This window comes from Desulfobacula sp., from assembly GCF_030611305.1.
Classification (GTDB): domain Bacteria; phylum Desulfobacterota; class Desulfobacteria; order Desulfobacterales; family Desulfobacteraceae; genus Desulfobacula.
Genome location: NZ_JAUWQB010000040.1, coordinates 12734 through 31001 on the forward strand (window position 1 = coordinate 12734; position 18268 = coordinate 31001).

The 18268-nt window shown below is 45.6% G+C and carries 18 protein-coding genes; 14 read left to right on the plus strand and 4 right to left on the minus strand.

The window, feature by feature from the left end; all coding sequences use genetic code 11:
- The first annotated feature begins 2 nt into the window (after positions 1 to 2).
- The 14 genes from QAI40_RS09365 to QAI40_RS09430 all read left to right on the plus strand — a co-directional run bounded on the left by QAI40_RS09365 (position 3) and on the right by QAI40_RS09430 (position 16118).
- Positions 3 to 881 carry an FAD binding domain-containing protein gene (locus QAI40_RS09365; RefSeq protein WP_304511602.1) on the plus strand — a complete coding sequence of 293 codons (879 nt, stop codon included), beginning with the start codon at positions 3 to 5 and terminating at the stop codon, positions 879 to 881.
- Positions 882 to 895: 14 nt separating this feature from the next.
- Complete coding sequence (locus tag QAI40_RS09370) at positions 896 to 1390, plus strand: (2Fe-2S)-binding protein (RefSeq protein ID WP_299981981.1); 495 nt, start codon at positions 896 to 898, stop codon at positions 1388 to 1390.
- Positions 1383 to 3677 (plus strand): xanthine dehydrogenase family protein molybdopterin-binding subunit, encoded by a 2295-nt coding sequence (locus QAI40_RS09375; protein ID WP_304511603.1) that lies wholly within the window; start codon positions 1383 to 1385, stop codon positions 3675 to 3677. Before QAI40_RS09370 ends, QAI40_RS09375 begins: the two co-directional genes overlap by 8 nt.
- A 52-nt stretch (positions 3678 to 3729) precedes the next feature.
- On the plus strand, positions 3730 to 4740 hold the full coding sequence (locus QAI40_RS09380) for a TRAP transporter substrate-binding protein (RefSeq protein WP_299981987.1): 1011 nt from the start codon (positions 3730 to 3732) through the stop codon (positions 4738 to 4740).
- 63 nt (positions 4741 to 4803) lie between these two features.
- Complete coding sequence (locus QAI40_RS09385) at positions 4804 to 5295, plus strand: TRAP transporter small permease (RefSeq protein ID WP_299981990.1); 492 nt, start codon at positions 4804 to 4806, stop codon at positions 5293 to 5295.
- A complete protein-coding gene (locus tag QAI40_RS09390; RefSeq protein ID WP_299981993.1) occupies positions 5292 to 6593 on the plus strand; it encodes a TRAP transporter large permease in 1302 nt (433 codons plus the stop codon). The genes QAI40_RS09385 and QAI40_RS09390 overlap by 4 nt, the downstream gene beginning before the upstream one ends.
- Positions 6594 to 6670: 77 nt before the next feature.
- Positions 6671 to 7684: an FAD binding domain-containing protein gene (locus QAI40_RS09395; protein ID WP_299981995.1), complete on the plus strand. Its 1014-nt coding sequence runs from the start codon at positions 6671 to 6673 to the stop codon at positions 7682 to 7684.
- 22 nt (positions 7685 to 7706) lie between these two features.
- A complete protein-coding gene (locus QAI40_RS09400; protein ID WP_299981998.1) occupies positions 7707 to 8204 on the plus strand; it encodes a (2Fe-2S)-binding protein in 498 nt (165 codons plus the stop codon).
- Positions 8205 to 8207: 3 nt separating this feature from the next.
- Positions 8208 to 10487 (plus strand): xanthine dehydrogenase family protein molybdopterin-binding subunit, encoded by a 2280-nt coding sequence (locus QAI40_RS09405; RefSeq protein WP_304511604.1) that lies wholly within the window; start codon positions 8208 to 8210, stop codon positions 10485 to 10487.
- Positions 10488 to 10522: 35 nt separating this feature from the next.
- Positions 10523 to 11542 (plus strand): molybdopterin-binding protein, encoded by a 1020-nt coding sequence (locus QAI40_RS09410; protein WP_299980579.1) that lies wholly within the window; start codon positions 10523 to 10525, stop codon positions 11540 to 11542.
- A 17-nt stretch (positions 11543 to 11559) separates the two neighbouring features.
- Entirely contained in the window at positions 11560 to 12369 is an 810-nt protein-coding gene (gene yqeB / locus QAI40_RS09415; protein ID WP_299980577.1) for a selenium-dependent molybdenum cofactor biosynthesis protein YqeB, read from the plus strand.
- A gap of 59 nt (positions 12370 to 12428) precedes the next feature.
- On the plus strand, positions 12429 to 13616 hold the full coding sequence (locus QAI40_RS09420) for a thiolase family protein (protein WP_299980575.1): 1188 nt from the start codon (positions 12429 to 12431) through the stop codon (positions 13614 to 13616).
- A 90-nt stretch (positions 13617 to 13706) separates the two neighbouring features.
- Positions 13707 to 14849 (plus strand): saccharopine dehydrogenase family protein, encoded by a 1143-nt coding sequence (locus QAI40_RS09425; RefSeq protein ID WP_299980573.1) that lies wholly within the window; start codon positions 13707 to 13709, stop codon positions 14847 to 14849.
- Between the two features lie 15 nt (positions 14850 to 14864).
- Entirely contained in the window at positions 14865 to 16118 is a 1254-nt protein-coding gene (locus tag QAI40_RS09430) for an aspartate aminotransferase family protein (RefSeq protein ID WP_299980571.1), read from the plus strand.
- A gap of 116 nt (positions 16119 to 16234) precedes the next feature.
- On the opposite strand, the gene QAI40_RS09435 is transcribed toward QAI40_RS09430, so the two are convergent.
- The 4 genes from QAI40_RS09435 to QAI40_RS09450 form a co-directional block, all read right to left on the minus strand.
- Positions 16235 to 16924 carry an aspartate/glutamate racemase family protein gene (locus QAI40_RS09435; RefSeq protein WP_299980569.1) on the minus strand — a complete coding sequence of 230 codons (690 nt, stop codon included), beginning with the start codon at positions 16922 to 16924 and terminating at the stop codon, positions 16235 to 16237.
- A 70-nt stretch (positions 16925 to 16994) separates the two neighbouring features.
- On the minus strand, positions 16995 to 17399 hold the full coding sequence (locus QAI40_RS09440) for a CBS domain-containing protein (RefSeq protein WP_299980567.1): 405 nt from the start codon (positions 17397 to 17399) through the stop codon (positions 16995 to 16997).
- 34 nt (positions 17400 to 17433) lie between these two features.
- On the minus strand, positions 17434 to 17781 hold the full coding sequence (locus QAI40_RS09445; protein ID WP_299980565.1) for a P-II family nitrogen regulator: 348 nt from the start codon (positions 17779 to 17781) through the stop codon (positions 17434 to 17436).
- Between the two features lie 16 nt (positions 17782 to 17797).
- Positions 17798 to 18268: DUF1538 domain-containing protein (locus QAI40_RS09450; RefSeq protein WP_304511605.1), on the minus strand; the 471-nt coding region annotated here is incomplete at its 5' end.

Genomic DNA, 18268 nt, shown 5'->3' on the forward strand with positions numbered 1-18268 from the left:
ATATGAAAGCATTTAAATATTTATCCCCCACAACCGTTGAAGAGGCCATTGCTTTTCATGGCCGGCACAGCGAGACAGCCAAATATATTGGCGGAGGGACAGATGTGATTGTCAAAGTTAAGGAAGGCTGGATGGAACCGGACTACCTGATTTCCCTGAAAAAAATAGAAGAAATGAGTGAGCTGCATAAAAATGATGCAACCGGCGAGCTTTCCATTGGTGCCATGGTCACCCATGCAACCCTTGAAAAATCCCTCATGATCCGAAACGAGTATCCCATTATCTATGATGCAGTGTCCAATATCGGCTCTTTACAGGTAAGAAATGTAGGAACTATCGGCGGCAACCTGATCAATGCAGTACCGTCTGCCGATGGTGCCATCCCTTTGATTGCCCTGGACGGGGTGGCCCTTCTCCATGGCCCTGACGGCGAACGGTCCGTGGAGGTAAAGGACCTGTTTATCGCACCTTACAAGACAGTCTTAAAGCCAAGAGAAATCCTGAAAAAAATTACAATCCCCCCTCAGGAGCCCCATACGGGAAGTGCTTACATCAAATTTGGCCGCAGGGCTGCCATGGAGCTGCCCCTGATCGGTATTGGGGTTTTGTTAACCCTGGATGATGATGATACCTGTGCAAAGGCAAGAATCTGTTTGGGTGTTGCAGCCCCTACCCCAATGCGGGCTTTTGATGCCGAGAATTTTCTGGTCGGGAAAAAAATTGATGAGAACATCCTGATAGAAGCCGGCAAAATTGCAGCAGACGAATCCAAGGTCAGGGACAGTATCAGGGGAAAAGCCTGGCACAGAAAAGAAATGATACGGGTCCATGTAAGACGAATGGGACTTAAATGTCTGAATATGATAAAAGATAATTATTAGGAGAAACTTTACCCATGACAACAAACATATCTTTTTTATTAAATGGTGATGAGATCTCTTATGATATCAAGGACCATTGGACCCTGTTGCACCTTTTAAGAGAGGAAATGGGGCTTATCGGAACAAAAGAAGGATGCGGAAATGGTGAATGCGGTGCCTGCACTGTTATTGTTGATAAACTGGCTGTAAATTCCTGTCTTTATCTGGCCGTAGAAGCCGATGGAAAAACAATTGAAACCATTGAGGGACTTGCCTCAACCGAGGGCAGCCTTCATCCGCTGCAGCAGTCTTTTGTGGACAACGGCGGTATCCAGTGCGGATTCTGCACGCCGGGTATGATCATGTCTTCCAAAGCATTGCTGGATGAAAACCCTGGTGCAGATCGCGAAGAGATAAAACATGCCCTTGCCGGAAATATCTGCAGGTGTACAGGATATATACAAATTTTTGAATCTGTTGAGGCAGCAAAAGAGCCGGTTGTAGAAAACAGGGGAGGGCAAAATGAGTAAGTCTAATAACGAATTAAGTAGCGAATTTAGCGTGGTAGGAAAAAGAATTCCCAAACTGGATGCAGCCCAGAAAGCCATGGGACGAGCCGAATATATTCAGGATATCAAACTCCCCGGCATGCTTTTCGGCAAGATTCTTTACAGCAAATATGCCCATGCCAATATTGTTAAAATTGATACTTCAAAAGCCGTGGCTTTCCCGGGAGTCCATGCAGTTCTTACCGGCGAAGATGTGCCCAAGAAAATGAAAATGGGACTTATCAAGGACAATCCTCCCATAAAAAAAGGCAAGGTCTGCTCCTTTAGAGATGAAGTAGCTGCTGTTGCTGCCATAAGTCCTGAGATTGCCAAAAAGGCGCTTGGCCTCATTGAAATTGAGTATGAAGAGCTGGAAGGTATTTTTGATCCTGAAAAAGCCATGGAAAAAAATTCTCCCCTTGTTCATGATCACCTTAAATCAAATGTACTTAAGATGCCATGGAATATTCATTATGGCGATGTGGAAAAAGCAGAAAAAGAATCTGCCTTTGTGGTTGAAGACCGCTTTACTACAACATGGGTGACTCACTGCTGCATGGGGACAAGTGGTGCTGTAGCACTGTTTGATGCATCGGAAAACCTGACGATTTACACCAATACACAGATTCCATCCCTTGCCCATAAAGACTTTCTTGAAGCCTTAAAAGCCATGGGGCTTGAAAACAAACGTGTCAGGGTCATTAAACCTGTTATCGGCGGTGGATTTGGCAGCAAGCTTGATACCTATGCTTATGAGCATATTGCTATTCTTCTGGCATACAAATGCCACAAACCTGTAAAAATTGTTTTTGACCGCGTGGAAGAATTCAAGGCAACCTCTACAAGACAGCCCACAGTGACTTACATCAAACAAGGCTGCGATAAAAACGGAAAACTGACTTTCAGAAATATGAGAATGGTGTTGGACAATGGCGGGCATACCTCCTGGGGAGCAACAACGCCTTCGGTTATGTTGATGCCCATAAGTTCTCTTTACAGGGTTGAAAATGTAAAATACAATGCAAAATGTGTTTATACCAATAATACCTATTCCCAGGCCATGAGAGGTTATGGAAATCCCCAGGCCACATTTGCTATTGAAAGCAGCATGGACATTTTGGCGGAAAAGGCAGGCATTGATCGTATTGAATTCAGGAGAATCAACAAAAACCGATCCGGAGATGAAACACCCCAGGGCCTTAAAATAACTTCCTGCGGCCTTGAAGAATGTATTGATGCGGTAAAGGAAGAACTTAAATTTGATGGAAAAAATGAAAAAGGTGTTGGAACAGGCATTGCATCTTTAATCCATGTAGGCGGTGGAGCAAGAATTTACGGTTCTGACGGATGCGGCGCTATTTTAAAAATGGATGACTACGGCAAAGTAGACATTTTTACCGGTGGTACGGATATGGGTCAGGGTCTTGACAATATTACGGCCCAGATTGTGGCGGAAGAACTAGGGCTTTTGGCTGAAGATATCAATGTTGTGCATTCAGATACTGATATCTGCCCATGGGATGTAGGTGCCCATGCCAGCCGAAGCACATTTGTAGCAGGGAATGCGGCTCTTGGTGCAGCTAAAAAAGTTAAGAAAAAAATCCAGGACTTTGCTTCAAAACTTTTTGATGTACCTTGTGAAAAGATTGAATTAAAGGATAAACTTGTGTTTGTTCCGGAAGATAAGGAAAAAAGCATGACCATAGGTAAACTTTTAAGAAAAGCCCATTTCAGGCCCGGCGGAACCATGCTCATGGCAGAACATTTTTATGATCCAGACAATCAAAATATGGGCAAGGAACTTAAAGGAAATATGTCCATGACATATTCTTTTGGCGCCCATGGAGCAAAAGTCAAAGTGGATGAAGAAACCGGCAAAGTAGAGGTACTTGAATATGTGGCAGCCCATGATGTTGGCCGGGCCATTAATCCTTTGCTTCTTGAAGGCCAGGTCTATGGCGGCGTTGTTATGGGGCTTGGTTATGCCCTGACAGAAGAAGTCACGATCAAGGACGGAAAAATCATGAATGCCAATTTCAGGGACTACAAATTGTTTACTGCCAAGGATGCAGTTAAAATCAAGGCCCCTGTAATTGAAACCATTGATAAAGACGGCCCCTTTGGTGCCAAGGGAATAGGAGAGCCGGGATGTGTTCCCACGGCTCCGGCCATTGCAAATGCGATTTATGATGCTGTTGGTGTTAGAATTAAAGATCTCCCCATCACACCTGAAAAAGTTTTGGCTGCTTTAAAGGAAAAAAACGGTTAATATAATTTTTTTTAACAGAGCAAATACGCTCTAAATAACGGAGGTTAATGCCATGGTAAGACGATCTATTTTTTCAGTAACACTTTTTTTATTTACTATTGTTACCTGCCTTTTATTGTTTCACGCGCCTGTAATGGCAGGAAAAATCAAACTTAATTATGCCAACTTCCCCCCTGCACCCACATTCCCCTGCGTTCAGATGGAAAGATGGAAAGTTGAAGTTGAGAAACGTACCAATGGACAGGTCCAGATCAATACTTTCCCCGGCGGAACCCTTCTGGGTGCCAAAGGCATGATGGACGGTGTTATTGCAGGTCAATCTGATATCGGAAACATCTGCATGGCCTATCAGCCGGGAAGATTTATTGTCACTAATGCCACAAGCCTTCCCCTTGGCATCAAAGATGCTAAAAAAGGCAGCCTGGCACTTTTGAAACTCTATGAAAAATATCAACCCAAAGCCTTTAAAGATGTCGTTGTTCTGGCCATGTTTACCAATGCCCCCGGAAATGTCATGTCAAAAGTTCCAGTAAGAACTCTTGCCGATATCAAAGGACTGGATTTAAGAGCATCCGGCGGTGCAGCCCAAATTCTGAAAGCCTGGGGTGCCAATCCTGTGGGAATGCCCATGCCGGCAACTGTTGAAGCTTTGCAGAAAGGAACGGTAAAAGGCCTTTTCTCTTCTCTGGAGGTCATGAAGGACTTTAAATTCGCTGAAAACTGCAAATATGTCACCATGACCGAAACGGTACTATATCCCTTTTCCGTTATAATGAATAAAGCAAAATGGGATAGTCTCCCCAAAGATGTACAGAAAGTCATGATGGATCTTAAAGAAGAACAGTCTCTCTGGACCGGAAATTACATGGATGAGCAGATTAAAAAATCGATTGCCTGGTCAAAAGAGGTCAACAATGTTGAGTTTATCACTCTTTCAGCCGGAGAAAAAGCCAAATGGGCCGGCAAACTTGATTTTATCACTGAAAAATGGATTGCAGGAGCCAAAGAAAAGGGTCTTCCTGCAGAAGAGATTATCAAGGATATTATAGCGTTTGCCCAATAACCCTTATGTTATAAACTTATCTCTAACCGCCATACGGCGGTTAGAGGGTTTCGGAGACTCCACATGGATCTTTTAATGAGAATCAATAAATTTTTGAATAAGCTGCTCACGCTGACCGGAGGTGCATTTCTTCTGGGCATGATTCTTCTGACCTGTGCCAACATCTTTGTCCGGCAGTTCTATATCCCCATCAGGGGCACCTTTGAACTCATGGGATATGCCGGGGCTGTTGTGACGGCTTTTGCCCTTGGATATACCCAGCTTACAAACGGGCACATTTCCGTAGATGTTCTGGTCAATGCCTACCCCAAACCGCTTAAACGGATCGTATCCATTATTAACCACGGAGTTTGCTGTGCCTTCTTCTCAATTGCTGCCTGGCATATCGTTCAAAAGGCCTTGACATTGAAAAATGTAGGTGAACTCTCCGAAACTTTAAGAATTATCTACTATCCCTTTACCTTTGCCGTGGCTTTCGGCTGTTTTGTTCTTGCCCTGGCGATCTTTACAGATTTTTTAAAGGCCATTTTGCTACAAAAAGAGGTCTCCAAATGAGCTTTACCCTGATCGGCATTATCGGTATCTTTGCTTTGTTATTTATCCTTTTCGTGTTTGGGATCCCTGTCGGATTTGCCATGGGCCTTGTGGGGTTCTGCGGATTTTCCTATATCATCACCCTTAATGCAGGATTCAACATGCTGGCAACGGTCACATGGGATACCTTTTCCAAATACGGGCTAACAGTAATCCCGCTGTTTATTTTCATGGGGCAGATTGCCTTTTATTCCGGAGTCAATGAAAAACTTTACACTGCTGCCTATAAATGGGTGGGCCATGTCAGGGGCGGTATTGCCATGGCAACTATCCTGGCATGCTCTGCCTTTGCAGCCATCTGCGGTTCCAATGCAGCCACGGCAGCTACCATGACCACGGTTGCCCTGCCCCAGATGAACAAATACAAGTATGAGCCCATGCTCAGCACAGGGGCCATTGCCTGTGGATCAACTCTGGGTGTGGTTATCCCGCCAAGTGTTGTCCTGATTATTATCGGGCTTTCCACGGAACAGTCCATTGCCAAACTCTTTTACGGCGGTCTGGGTGCCGGCATACTGCTTGCGATTCTGCTGACCCTCACGGTTTATGTGCTTTGTACTATCTACCCTGAATGGGGACCTGTGGGAGAAAAAACCACATTTAAGGAAAAAATATTATCCCTGTCAGGAGCCGTTGAAATGCTGATCCTCTTTATGGTGGTCATGCTCGGGCTCTATTTCGGGCTTTTTACCCCGACAGAAGCTGGCGCCATTGGATCATTTTTTGCCGTTGTCATTGCTCTGGTTCAAAGAAAACTTTCCTGGAATGACTTTTATAATTCCATTTTCGATACTTTAAGAATTTCCTGCATGGTGATTGTCATTATTACAGGGGCAATGATATTCGGACGATTTTTAGCCATCACAAGAATACCCTTTGACATTGCCGACTGGGTGGTTGCCCTCCCCTTTTCTAAAATAACCATTATGGCCATTATTTTTGGAATCTATATTATTGGTGGAGCTGTCATGGATGCCCTGGCCCTTTTGCTTATTACCATTCCTATCTTCTTTCCAGTGGCCGTGGAGTTAGGGTATGACCCCATCTGGTTCGGTGTCACCATTACCATTGTCACCACATTGGGGGCTGTGACCCCTCCGGTGGGTGCCACCACCTATGTGGTGGGCGGTATGGCAAAAGATGTGCCCCTTGAAAAAGTATTTAAAGGTGTTGCCTATTTTCTGCCGGCATATATTATTTGTGTGATTTTAATGATGCTTTTTCCAAAAGTGGTTCTGTTTTTACCGAACCTCTTATAATCAGGCTTGGCTTATTGGCGTATTAAAAAATAACGTCAATAAGCCAAGCCTGACCCCAAACAAAAAGGAGAAACAACGTGCGGTTACCAAGGTTTGACTATTTAGAACCTGAAAATCTTAAAGGGGCTCTTGACCTTCTATCCACCCACAGGGATGATGCAAAAATCCTTGCAGGGGGGACAGATCTTCTGGTCAGGATGAAAAAAGGGTTGTTAAAACCAAAAGTTCTCATCAGCCTCAAAGCCTTGAACGAATTGTCCTATATTAATGAAAAAAACGGATATATTAAAATCGGTGCCAGAACACCCATTGCAGACATAGTTGCATCAGGTCTCATTAAAGAAGAAGCCCATGCGCTGTTCCAGGCCTGTGAAAAAATCGGGGCCGTTACCATCCAGCATTACAGGGGTACCATTGGCGGAAACATCCTCCAGGATAACCGGTGCCATCATTACAACCAGTCTGAGTTCCACCGGTCCGGGCACCAGCCCTGCCACAAAGACGGCGGAAAAATCTGTTATGCACGAGAAGAAGCAGACCGGTGCAACTCCACCTGCCAGTCCGACGGTGCTACAGCCCTCATGGCCTTAGACGCCAAAATCACATTGTCAAAAATAAATGGGGAGAGGACCGTAGATCTTGCAGACTTTTACACCACCGACGGTATTATGCCCTTTGCCATGGAATCCCATGAACTTCTAAAAGAAATCATTATACCCGTACAGATTGCTGAAAGTGCATATCAGCGCCTTGCCTACCGGTCTGCCATTGATTACCCCATTGTCTGCGCAGGCGTTCTTTTAAAACGATCCGATACACAAAAAAATGAGATAGATGACGCCAGAATCGTTGTCGGTGCCATGGGCAGGTCTCCTCTTTTCCTTGCCCAGGCATCATTTTCTTTAAAGGGGAAAAAACTTAACGATACCAATGCCTTTAAAAAAGCGGCAGACGCTTCAATGGATAATGCATCAACCTTTGCTGTTCACAATGTGGGATCTACCCTTGAGTACCGGTGCGCCATGGTGTCGCAGATGGTGTTTCAAGCACTTAAAGAAGCAGCACAGGCAGCCGTTGCTGCAAAGGGATAAACGAATTACGGAGTTTTTAAACATGGAAAAAATAGAGATCACCTTGAATATAAATGATAAACCCTGTGAAGTCCGGGTCTTTCCCAATGACACCCTTTTAGAAGTGTTGCGGGATGAGCTTGATTTGACCGGATCAAAAGAGAGCTGCGGTGAAGGCGTTTGCGGGTCCTGTACCGTTCACATGGACGAAAAGCCTGTCCGGGCCTGCCTGACACTTGCCATGGAAGCCACAGGAACAAGGATCAAAACAGTGGAAGGCCTTGCCAACGGGGATGATTTGTCAGATCTTCAGCAGTCCTTTATCGATCACGGGGCTGTCCAGTGCGGATTCTGCACCCCGGGCATGCTCATGTCAGCCGATGCACTGCTGAATGAAAATCCCAAGCCCGATGAAAAAACCGTCCGGATGGCCCTTGCCGGAAACATCTGCCGGTGTACGGGATATGCAAAAATTGTTGAAGCGGTTGGCCATGCGGGTAACCCGCAGGACCATTGCCCGGATTGTAAAACAAAGGAGTAAAAGATGTCTGATTATACCATCATCGGAAAAAGAATGCCCAGGGTTGATTCCAGGGCCAAGGTTATGGGAAAGGCAAAGTTTACTGCTGATTTGAAACTGCCCGGCATGCTGGTGGGAAAAATCAAAAGAAGCCCCTATGCCCACGCCCGCATTCTAAATATTGATACCTCAAAGGCCGAGGCGCTTCCCGGAGTCAAAGCGGTTGTTACAGGTAAAGATACCGAAGGTGTTAAATGGGGAGTATTTGCTTATACCCGGGACCAACAGTTTATCCAGATAGAAAAGGTCAGATATATTGGCGATGAAGTGGCAGGCGTGGCTGCTGTGGATAAAGAAACCGCTCTTAAAGCCCTTGATCTCATTGAAGTTACGTACGAGGAACTGCCGGCCGTATTTGATCCCATGGAAGCCATGGCATCAGAGACAGATCTCATTCATGAAGATTTCCCCAACAATATAAACATACATGTTAATATTGATACTGGAAATGTGGATGAGAATTTCGCAAAAGCCCACTATATCAGGGAAGATACCTATGTGGCACCGGAAGAATCCTATTTCCAGGCTGAACCCTATGCGGTTGTGGCAAGGTTCGACCATGAAGACTGCCTGGAGGTCTGGATGCCCAATGGCGGACCCCATATGAAATCCAAACCTTTATCCAACGCTTTCAAGATTCCGCTTCACAAGGTAAAAGTAAGAAAAATAGCCATAGGCGGTGCATTCGGAGGCCGGTCCGAGATCTGTCCGGTAGACTATATCTGCGCCCTTCTGGCCAAAAAGACCAAGAGACCGGTAAGAATTCAATTCACGCGAGAAGAAAACACCATTGGCACCCGCCAGGGCCATGCCATGATCACCACCCACAAAACAGGCGTCGACAAAAAAGGTCGGGTCCTTGCAAGAGAAACCACCTGCTATATGGATGGGGGTGCCTATTCCAGCACAGGACCCATTGCAACCAGCGTGCCCTTTCTTTCCATGGAGCAGGCTTACCGGATGGAAAGCGTTCGGTACAACGGGTACAGGATTTATACCAACAAACCCATCAGGGGCATGATAAGAACCCACGGACGGGGATTTGCCTGTGGGCTCGATACCCAGCTGGACATGATTGCAGATCATCTTGGCATTGATCCCGTGGAGATGAGATTAAGAAATTCCCGGCAGCCGGGTGAATATACCAGTACAAAATCCTATGTTGACTCCTGTGCCATGGATGAAACCATTCACAAGGCCGTTGAAAAGTCAGGTTTCAAAAAAAAATGGGGGAAACTGCCCCCTTATCATGGTATCGGTATCGGGACAAACTCTGTTCAGACCGGATTCCCCATGGGGATCCGTGGTGGTTCCCAAAGTTTTATCAAATTCAACGAAGACGGGGAGGCAACGGTCATGTCAGGGGTGGTGGACAACGGCCAGGGCAATGACAATATGCTGATCCAGATTGCAGCCGAAGAACTGGGGCTTTTGCCCGAAGACATCCATCTGGTTTCAGCCGACACCGAGACAACGTCTTCTGATCCCGGATCTTACTCCCAGGTTTCAACCTTTGTGGGCGGCCATGCTGTAAAGATCGCGGCACAAAACTGCCGGGAAAAACTTTTTAAAGTGGCTTCCAAAGTATTAAAGGTGGAACCTGACAAGCTTGCAGCTAAAAACCGCCTGATTTTTATCAAAGATGACCCTGAAAAATCCATCCCCATTAGAAAGGTTGTGCGAATCAGCCTTTTGAACTTTAATTCCGTTAATGCCGAAGGCGGATACTGGCCCAGGGTAGACATGAAACGCGAATGGGTTAAAAACCCTTACGGACAGATGTGCGAAGCCTTTTCATTCGGCACCACCATTGTTGAAGTCAAGGTGGACCCTGACACGGGTCAGGTTAAGGTCTTAGAGGCAACCGCGGCCCAGGATGTGGGATATGCCTTGAATCCCCTGGTTTTAGAAGGCCAGTTTGAAGGCTCCATTGCCATGGGCGGACAAGGCGGCATGCTAACCGAATACCATGAATGGAAAGATGGCAGATGCATAAATCCCACCATGCTGGATTATAAGCTGCCCCTGGCCTGTGATATGCCGCCTAAAATTAATAATATTATTGTGGAATCGGTTGATCCCAAAGGGCCATACGGGGCCAAGGAAGCCGGCATGTCCATTGCCATGTCAGCAGCTCAAGGCTACAGCGCAGCAGTCAGTAATGCCATCGGTGTCTACATGGACTCTTTCCCTTTAACCCCGGACAAGATTCTTGCTGCCATTAAGAAGAAAAACCACAAGTAAACCCAATGTCAATTGATCACAACCAGGATACATAAATGAAGAAGCTCAGAGTTGAAGATGCAGTTGGAACCGTTCTCGCCCACGACATGACACGGATCATCCGGGGAAAATTCAAAGGGGTCGGTTTTAAAAAAGGACATATTGTACAAAAAAAGGATGTCCCGGAACTCTTAAAGATCGGGAAGCAGTATCTCTATGTTCTTGACCTTGGAGAAGATCAGCTCCATGAAGATGATGCTGCAAAAAGAATAGCAAAAGCTATTTCAGACCCGAAGCTTAAATTTTCCGAACCCCGGGAAGGTAAAATCAATATAAGCACCCCATATGCCGGTCTTTTAAAAATCAATGTTGATGCCCTGCTCCAGGTCAACAAGATGGAAAGCATTATTGTGGCCACATTGAAAAATAATTTTCCCTGCAAAAAGGGAGAAATCGTTGCAGCCACACGGATCATTCCATTGACCATCCCGACAAAAAATATCGAAACACTTGAGCTGCTTACAAAAGGAACAGGAACCCTTCTTTCGGTCAAACCATATAAATCTTTAAAAGTGGGCGCTGTAGTAACAGGTTCTGAAGTCTTTAACGGCCTGATCACAGACGATTTCGGCCCGTCTGTGGGTAAAAAAATCACTGATGCCGGATGCACACTCATCAAAAAAATCATCGTACCCGATGAGGAGAAGGCCATTTCCAATGCTGTCCTGGAATTAAAAAAACTTGGGTGCGAAATGATCATTACCACGGGAGGACTTTCTGTCGATCCGGATGATGTCACCCGCCAGGGGGTTATCAGGACTGGTGCCAATGTTACATTTTACGGCAGTCCTGTTCTTCCCGGGGCCATGCTCATGGTCTCACAGCTTTTTGACATACCCATTATCAGCCTGCCGGCCTGTGTGTTTTATTACAAACAGACCGTGTTCGACCTGATTTTTCCAAGGGTTCTGGCCGGAGAAACAATCACTGAAGATGATATCGCAGCCATGGGTCATGGCGGATTGTGCATGAATTGCAAGGTCTGTCATTATCCTGTCTGTTCATTCGGAAGATAAGCTTAAGGGATGCCATTATGACAGGAACCATTAAAGAACTTATCATCGCAATAAAGGGGGCAGGAGAAATGGCCACCGGTATTGCCTGGCGCCTTTTTCAATCAAATTTTAAAAATATCTTCATGGTGGAAATCGAAAACCCTATGGCTGTCCGAAGGCGGGTTTCTTTCTGCGAGGCAATCCATGATGAGAAAATCATCGTGGAAGGAGTCACGGCCAAAAAGATCTTTCAAGCGAATGACATCCAAACTGCCTGGGACAGCAATAGTATCCCTGTCATTGTTGATCCGTATTGGGAAAGTATAAAGGCGATTCGGCCCCATGTGGTAATTGATGCGATTATTGCCAAGAAAAACCTGGGAACCAATCGTTCCGAAGCTCCTTTAGTTATCGGACTTGGGCCTGGATTTGAGGCAGGAAAAGATGTGCATATGGCCATCGAAACAAACCGGGGCCACAACCTTGGAAGAGTCATTTTAAAGGGTTGTCCCGAACCTGATACCGGAGCCCCCGGCAATATCGGCGGGTATACCAGAGAAAGGGTTCTTCGCTCTCCCTGCTCCGGCATATTCACGTCTTCTTTAATCATCGGCACCCTTGTCAAAAAAAATGATGTGGTGGGACATGTTGCCGGCAAACCCGTCATCACTCAGATTGACGGCATTTTAAGAGGGCAGATAAGAAATAGCATCCGGGTCAAAGAAAAACAAAAAATTGGAGATATTGATCCCAGAGGAAACAGGCAATATTGCACCACGATCTCGGAAAAAGCACGGGCTATTGGCGGCAGTGTTCTGGAAGCTATTTTAAAAAAATATAATCATTGACCCAGTCATAGACCAAATCATGGACTTGGTGAGATGATATTCATACGGAGGATTTAATCATGTTAACAAAAGCGTTTATCCCATACAAAGGTTATTATTCAAGCCCTTTTTCCAAATGGCAGGGCAGCCTGGCCAATGAGCATTCCATTGTTCTTGGATCTGAAACTGCAAAGGCATGGCTGCAAACAAAAAAAATAGAACCCGATCTGTTCGACTATCTGATCCTTGGTGCAACTATAGGCCAGCCCTATACATTTTACGGAGGTCCCTGGGCATCTGCTTTGATTGGTGCTCAAAATATTCCGGGTTGTCTTATCAGCCAGGCCTGTTCCACCTCAACCACTGTCATATTCCAGGCAGCCATGGGTATTGAAACAGGACTTTACCAAAATGTCTTCACTTTGATGACGGACCGATGTTCCAACGGTCCCCACACCATCTGGCCCAATCCCAAAGGCCCTGGCGGACAAGTGATTTCAGAGAACTGGCTCATGGATCAATTTAACAATGATCCCTGGGCAAGAAATGCCATGATCCAGACCGCTGAGAATGTTGCCAAAGAAACCGGTGTGACAAGGGAGCAATGCGATGAAGTTGCCTTGAGACGATATGAACAGTACACAGACAGCCTTGCCAATAACAGAGAATTCCAGAAAAAATACATGTTTCCGGTGAGCATACGGATATCAAAAAAGAAAACCCTTTCAATAGATGCAGATGAAGGAGTTATGCCCACCACAAGGGATGGCCTTGAAAAACTTAAACCTGTACTGCCGGATGGTTCCCATACTTTCGGGTCCCAGACTCACCCGGCTGACGGTAACTGCGGTCTGATTGTCACCTCAAGAGAAAAAGCAGGAGAACTAAGCCAGGACAGATCAAAGGATGCACAGATTGTTTCCTATGGATTTGCAAGATCAAAAAAAGGGTTTATGGCCATGGCTGTGGTGCCTGCTGCCCAAATGGCCCTGGACAAGGCCGGTATCTCCATCAAGGAGGTGAAAGTGATCAAGACTCACAATCCCTTTGCCGCCAATGACATCTATTTTGCCAGACAGATGAACATTGATGTGAACACATTTAATAATTTCGGGTCTTCTCTTATATTCGGCCATCCCCAGGCTCCAACAGCAGGACGGCTGATCATTGAAGGCATCGAGGAACTGACAGACAAGGGCGGAGGATACATGCTCTTTACCGGGTGTGCGGCCGGGGATACAGGAGCGGCTCTGGTTCTTAAAATATAGGAGGCGGGAGACCGGGAGGCAGCGGAAACAGATAACTGACAATAAATATTAATAACATTTATTATATAAAAAATAGCAGGAGGGAAAAACATGCGTGCAGTGATAATAGGCGGTGTCGGCGGTATGGGCCAGGGCGTTGCCCGGGATCTGATAAAACAACAGCAAGTTACAGATATTATTTTAGCAGACTTATATCCGGACCCGGAAAGACTGTCAAAAAAATTACGCGAAAATGAAAAAACAACACTGATAAAAATGGACATAAATGACCACGACATCATGGTGAATGCATTCAAAGAGATTGATGTAGTGATTAACTGCGCGGGCCCCTTTTACAAGACTGCCGTGCCTGTAGCAAAAGCAGCTGTTGCGGCAAAAGTAAACTATATTGATATCTGTGACGACTATGAAGGAACCGAAATTCTTTTCAACTCAGAGATTGATAAAATGGCAAAAGAAGCCGGCATCACTGTTCTCACCGGCATGGGCTCTGATCCAGGAACCAATAATATCCTGGTAAAATGGTATGCGGATAAGTTGGACAGTGTTGATGATATTTATCTTTACTGGGTGGTCAGCATTGCCGAGCTTGCAGGAGCTGCCTGGGACCACAGCCTTCATATGACCCTTGGAAAAATCCCCCAATATATTAATGGAGAACTTGTCTATGTGGAAGGCGGGACCGAAGAAACGGCTGAACAATTTCTTGACCCCCTTGGCACCTGCCATGTCCGTTACGTGGGCCATCCCCAGCCTTTGACCCTCCCAAGATACATCAAAGGAGTTAAAAATGTCATCATCAAAGGCGCCCTTATTCCTTTATGGGTGGATGAATTGATACAAGAGCAGAAAAATACTGGCTTATTAGGCACAGAACCGATTGATATCAAAGGAACCAAAGTCACCCCTTATGATATTGCATTAAAGCTTTGGGAGACCATTCCTAAAGGAAGAGATAACGGCCCCCAGTCTTCCGGCCTTAAAGTCATTGTCAAAGGAAAAAGAGATGGACAAAAAGTCACCTACACTGCCGACATGGTGGGCAGGATGGCTCCCGGGACAGGACTTCCCGCCTCCATAGCATCGCTTATGATGGATGCGGGTGATGTGACCGTAAAGGGGGTTGTGGCCCCTGAAGGCTGTATTGATCCTGCCAAATTCATTGGTGCTTTTTTAAAAAGAGGCGCGAGAATCCATCAGACGGAAAAAATTTCATCCATGTTTGAAGTTTAGCACAGGAGACATTCCATGAAAGAGACAAAAAAACTTAATATCACTAAAAGCAGGGAATTGTTTGAAGAAGCAACCACACTTATCCCCGGAGGGGTCCTGGGTGCCAGAAAGCCAGGAGATTTTATTGACGGAGAATACCCCATCTTTCTTGAAAGCGGCAAAGGCTGCCGTTTGACTGATGTTGACGGCAATAAATTTATTGATTTTCTCTGCGGTTACGGCCCCATCATCCTGGGTTACCGGGAAGAAGAGGTGGATGCAGCGGTTTACAAACAAATAAAAGAAAAAGGTTTTTGTTTCACCCTGACCCAGAAATTTCAGAACGAACTTGCCAAAAAGCTGACCCGGATTGTGCCCTCTTCTGAAATGAGTATTTTCCTGAAAACCGGTTCTGACGCCACCACTGCCAGCATCCGTATTGCACGGGCTCATACAAACAAACTCAAGGTGATGCGCTGCGGTTACCATGGCTGGCACGACTGGTGTGTCGAAATGAAAGGCGGTATTCCGTCAAAATTCTATGAAGATGTCTATGAATTTCAATACAACAAACTTGACCAGCTCGAAAATCTGATGGCAACCCATGGAGATGAAACTGCGGCCATCATTATGACCCCATTCGGTCATCCCAACCATCAAAAGATGCAGACACCAGCCCCGGGATTCCTTGAAGGGGTCAGAAAAATTGCAGATAAGTATGGTGCAGTTCTTATCTATGATGAGATCCGTACCTGCTTCAGGCTTTCAATGGGCGGTGCCCAGAAACTATATGGTGTCACACCGGATCTGACGGTTCTTGGAAAAGCCATGGCCAACGGATATCCCATCTCTGTTGTAACCGGGAAAAAAAATGTTATGATGGCGGCTGAATCAAAGTTGTTTATTTCTTCCACTTTTTTCCCCAACAGCGAAGCCTTTGTTGCAGCCCTTAAGACCATAGAAATCATGGAGCGGGAAAATGTGCTTTGGAATATATGGAAAAAAGGCGAAAGGTTCATGAAAAATATCCGGGCAGTCATTGACAAATATAATGTGGGTGCCGAACTGACCGGTGTTGCCCCCATGTTCTACATCACCTTTAAAAAAGATGAAACCGGTGCATACAAAAGCAAGCGAAAGGATTTTTATACCCAGCTTATCCGGAAAGGTTTCTTTTTTACCCCCTTTCACCATGCCTATATCAGCTACAGACACACCGAAGAAGACCTGGGTCTGACTTTGACTGCGATCGATGAAACCCTTGCCTTTATAAAGGATAAGTATCAATAAAACAGTAAATTCACCACGGAACTGATCAATCACAGGGTCATATTTTATAATAGCCCTGTAACCATTTTTGAACACTTGAAACCGCTCCCTTATCGGTGTCCGGTGAAGGGGGGGATTTATATTGCATATTCGACTGCCTTTTCTGCATGAATAGCAGTGGTATCAAACAGCTTTACGTTGGTATCGCTTTGGTTCACAAGCATCCCTATTTCCGTACATCCAAGAATCACTGCTTCGACTCCTTGGTTAGCTAAGGAATCAATTATATGAAGATATGTTGTCTTGGAATCGGCTCCTACTTTTCCTAAACAAAGCTCTTGATAGATTATTTTATGGACAACCTCTCTGTCTTCTTCATTCGGCACCAAAACATTGAGCCCATATTTCTGAATCAGCCGGCCTTTGTAGAAATCTTGCTCCATCGTAAAAGCTGTGCCCAGCAGGCCCACTTTTTTTATGCCGTTGTCCACAAGCGCTTCGGCTGTTGCATCAGCGATATGCAACAACGGTATATCAATTGTATTTTCTATTTGGGGAGCAACCTTATGCATAGTGTTTGTGCAGATAACCAGAAAATCAGCGCCGGCAGACTGCACGCTCAAGGCCGCTTCTGAAAGTATTTTAGCTGTACCTTTCCAATCACCTTCATGCTGCAGCTTTTCAATGGGGTCGAAGTCAACACTGTACAGTGCGATCCTGGCGGAGTGTAAACCACCAAGAGCATTTTTTACCCCCTCGTTTATCGCTCGATAGTAACTAACCGTGCTTTCCCAACTCATTCCACCCAAAAGACCAATTGTTTTCATGCTACCTCTCTCTGTGCTTTTGCAATATCGCCAGCTTCACCAGCTGCTATGCAGGAGGTCGGTGATTTGACTAAAAAAACTCATTGCCAAGGATCAACGAGGAAAGAGAAATCATACCGATAAGCTCCCCTCCTTCCTCGACTGAAGCTCTTCGTATGCCGGCCTGGTAAATCAGGCGGGCAACATAACGGATGTCCATATCAGCCGGCACGGTGATAATAGGCTTTGTCATGAGTTCATAGACATGCGCCTCCTCTGAGGAGCGACCCGGTATTATCACCCCTTTAATAAAATCCTGAACGACCAGGATGCCCCATGCATCATCGGCATGTCTTTTTTTGACGAGAAGCGAGGACACTTTTTCAGCCCGCATTTTAGCGGCAGCCTCTTTAGCCGTGGCCATGCCGTCAATGGATATAATCCCTTTATGCATCACGTCCCTTGCCCGTATTATTGAGGTGTTGTCAGGTCCCATACTTTTCCCCCTCTATAGAAATCAATGTCATCATTTAAAAATATCCTTTCCGAACTTCTTCTTTAAATTTTTCCATCTGACTTTCCAGACCCACAACATGATCAACTGGAATAACAAATGCAATTCCAGTTCCCGGTTTGTGGAATTTTCCCGCTTTCTTTATAGTATCCAGAATTTTGGTAATAAGATGCTCTTCAACAAGGAACAGGATAATATCGGTCTGTGCCTCCAGAGATAGGCCAAAAAAAGTTTTCGCCTCCTTGATACCGGTTCCCCTGGCCGGTATGATAGTTGCTCCTGTTGCTCCTGCCTCTTTTGCTGCATCAACAATACCGTCCGTGATATCTGCCTTTACTGAGGCTAAAATAAGTTTAAAGCGCATTAGTTTTCTCCATAAATTATGTTTTACGTTTAGTACGCCAGTGCATTAACTGAGCATAACCCATAACTGTTATAATGGGGCAAAGACTGGCAAAGGCAATAAGGCCAAAACCGTCCAGGGCAGGATTCCTTCCAGGCACGGTGGAAGCCAGTCCAAGGCCAAGAGCTGCCACCAATGGCACTGTAACTGTTGAAGTGGTAACCCCGCCGGAATCATAGGCCAGAGCAATGATGTTTTTGGGGGCAAATATGGTTTGGACAATCACAATCATATAGCCCACCAAAATATATACATAAAGCGGGGTGCCAGTGATAATACGAAATGTTCCAAGGCTTATGCCAAACGCGACCCCTATGGCAACAGTGATCCTTAACCCCCATTGTTTGATCGTGCCGGCTGATACCTCGCTGGCTTTAAACGCTACGGCAATGAGAGATGGTTCGGCAATGGTGGTTGCAAGGCCGATCATGGCCGCAAAAAGATACAC

Excerpts from the sequence above, each read along its gene's own strand:
- QAI40_RS09365 (WP_304511602.1), top strand. The coding sequence starts at position 3 with ATGAAAGCATTTAAATATTTATCCCCCACAACCGTTGAAGAGGCCATT.
- QAI40_RS09370 (WP_299981981.1), top strand. The coding sequence starts at position 896 with ATGACAACAAACATATCTTTTTTATTAAATGGTGATGAGATCTCTTAT.
- QAI40_RS09375 (WP_304511603.1), top strand. The coding sequence starts at position 1,383 with ATGAGTAAGTCTAATAACGAATTAAGTAGCGAATTTAGCGTGGTAGGA.
- QAI40_RS09380 (WP_299981987.1), top strand. The coding sequence starts at position 3,730 with ATGGTAAGACGATCTATTTTTTCAGTAACACTTTTTTTATTTACTATT.
- QAI40_RS09385 (WP_299981990.1), top strand. The coding sequence starts at position 4,804 with ATGGATCTTTTAATGAGAATCAATAAATTTTTGAATAAGCTGCTCACG.
- QAI40_RS09390 (WP_299981993.1), top strand. The coding sequence starts at position 5,292 with ATGAGCTTTACCCTGATCGGCATTATCGGTATCTTTGCTTTGTTATTT.
- QAI40_RS09400 (WP_299981998.1), top strand. The coding sequence starts at position 7,707 with ATGGAAAAAATAGAGATCACCTTGAATATAAATGATAAACCCTGTGAA.
- QAI40_RS09405 (WP_304511604.1), top strand. The coding sequence starts at position 8,208 with ATGTCTGATTATACCATCATCGGAAAAAGAATGCCCAGGGTTGATTCC.
- QAI40_RS09410 (WP_299980579.1), top strand. The coding sequence starts at position 10,523 with ATGAAGAAGCTCAGAGTTGAAGATGCAGTTGGAACCGTTCTCGCCCAC.
- yqeB (WP_299980577.1), top strand. The coding sequence starts at position 11,560 with ATGACAGGAACCATTAAAGAACTTATCATCGCAATAAAGGGGGCAGGA.
- QAI40_RS09420 (WP_299980575.1), top strand. The coding sequence starts at position 12,429 with ATGTTAACAAAAGCGTTTATCCCATACAAAGGTTATTATTCAAGCCCT.
- QAI40_RS09425 (WP_299980573.1), top strand. The coding sequence starts at position 13,707 with ATGCGTGCAGTGATAATAGGCGGTGTCGGCGGTATGGGCCAGGGCGTT.
- QAI40_RS09430 (WP_299980571.1), top strand. The coding sequence starts at position 14,865 with ATGAAAGAGACAAAAAAACTTAATATCACTAAAAGCAGGGAATTGTTT.
- QAI40_RS09435 (WP_299980569.1), bottom strand. The coding sequence starts at position 16,924 with ATGAAAACAATTGGTCTTTTGGGTGGAATGAGTTGGGAAAGCACGGTT.
- QAI40_RS09440 (WP_299980567.1), bottom strand. The coding sequence starts at position 17,399 with ATGGGACCTGACAACACCTCAATAATACGGGCAAGGGACGTGATGCAT.
- QAI40_RS09445 (WP_299980565.1), bottom strand. The coding sequence starts at position 17,781 with ATGCGCTTTAAACTTATTTTAGCCTCAGTAAAGGCAGATATCACGGAC.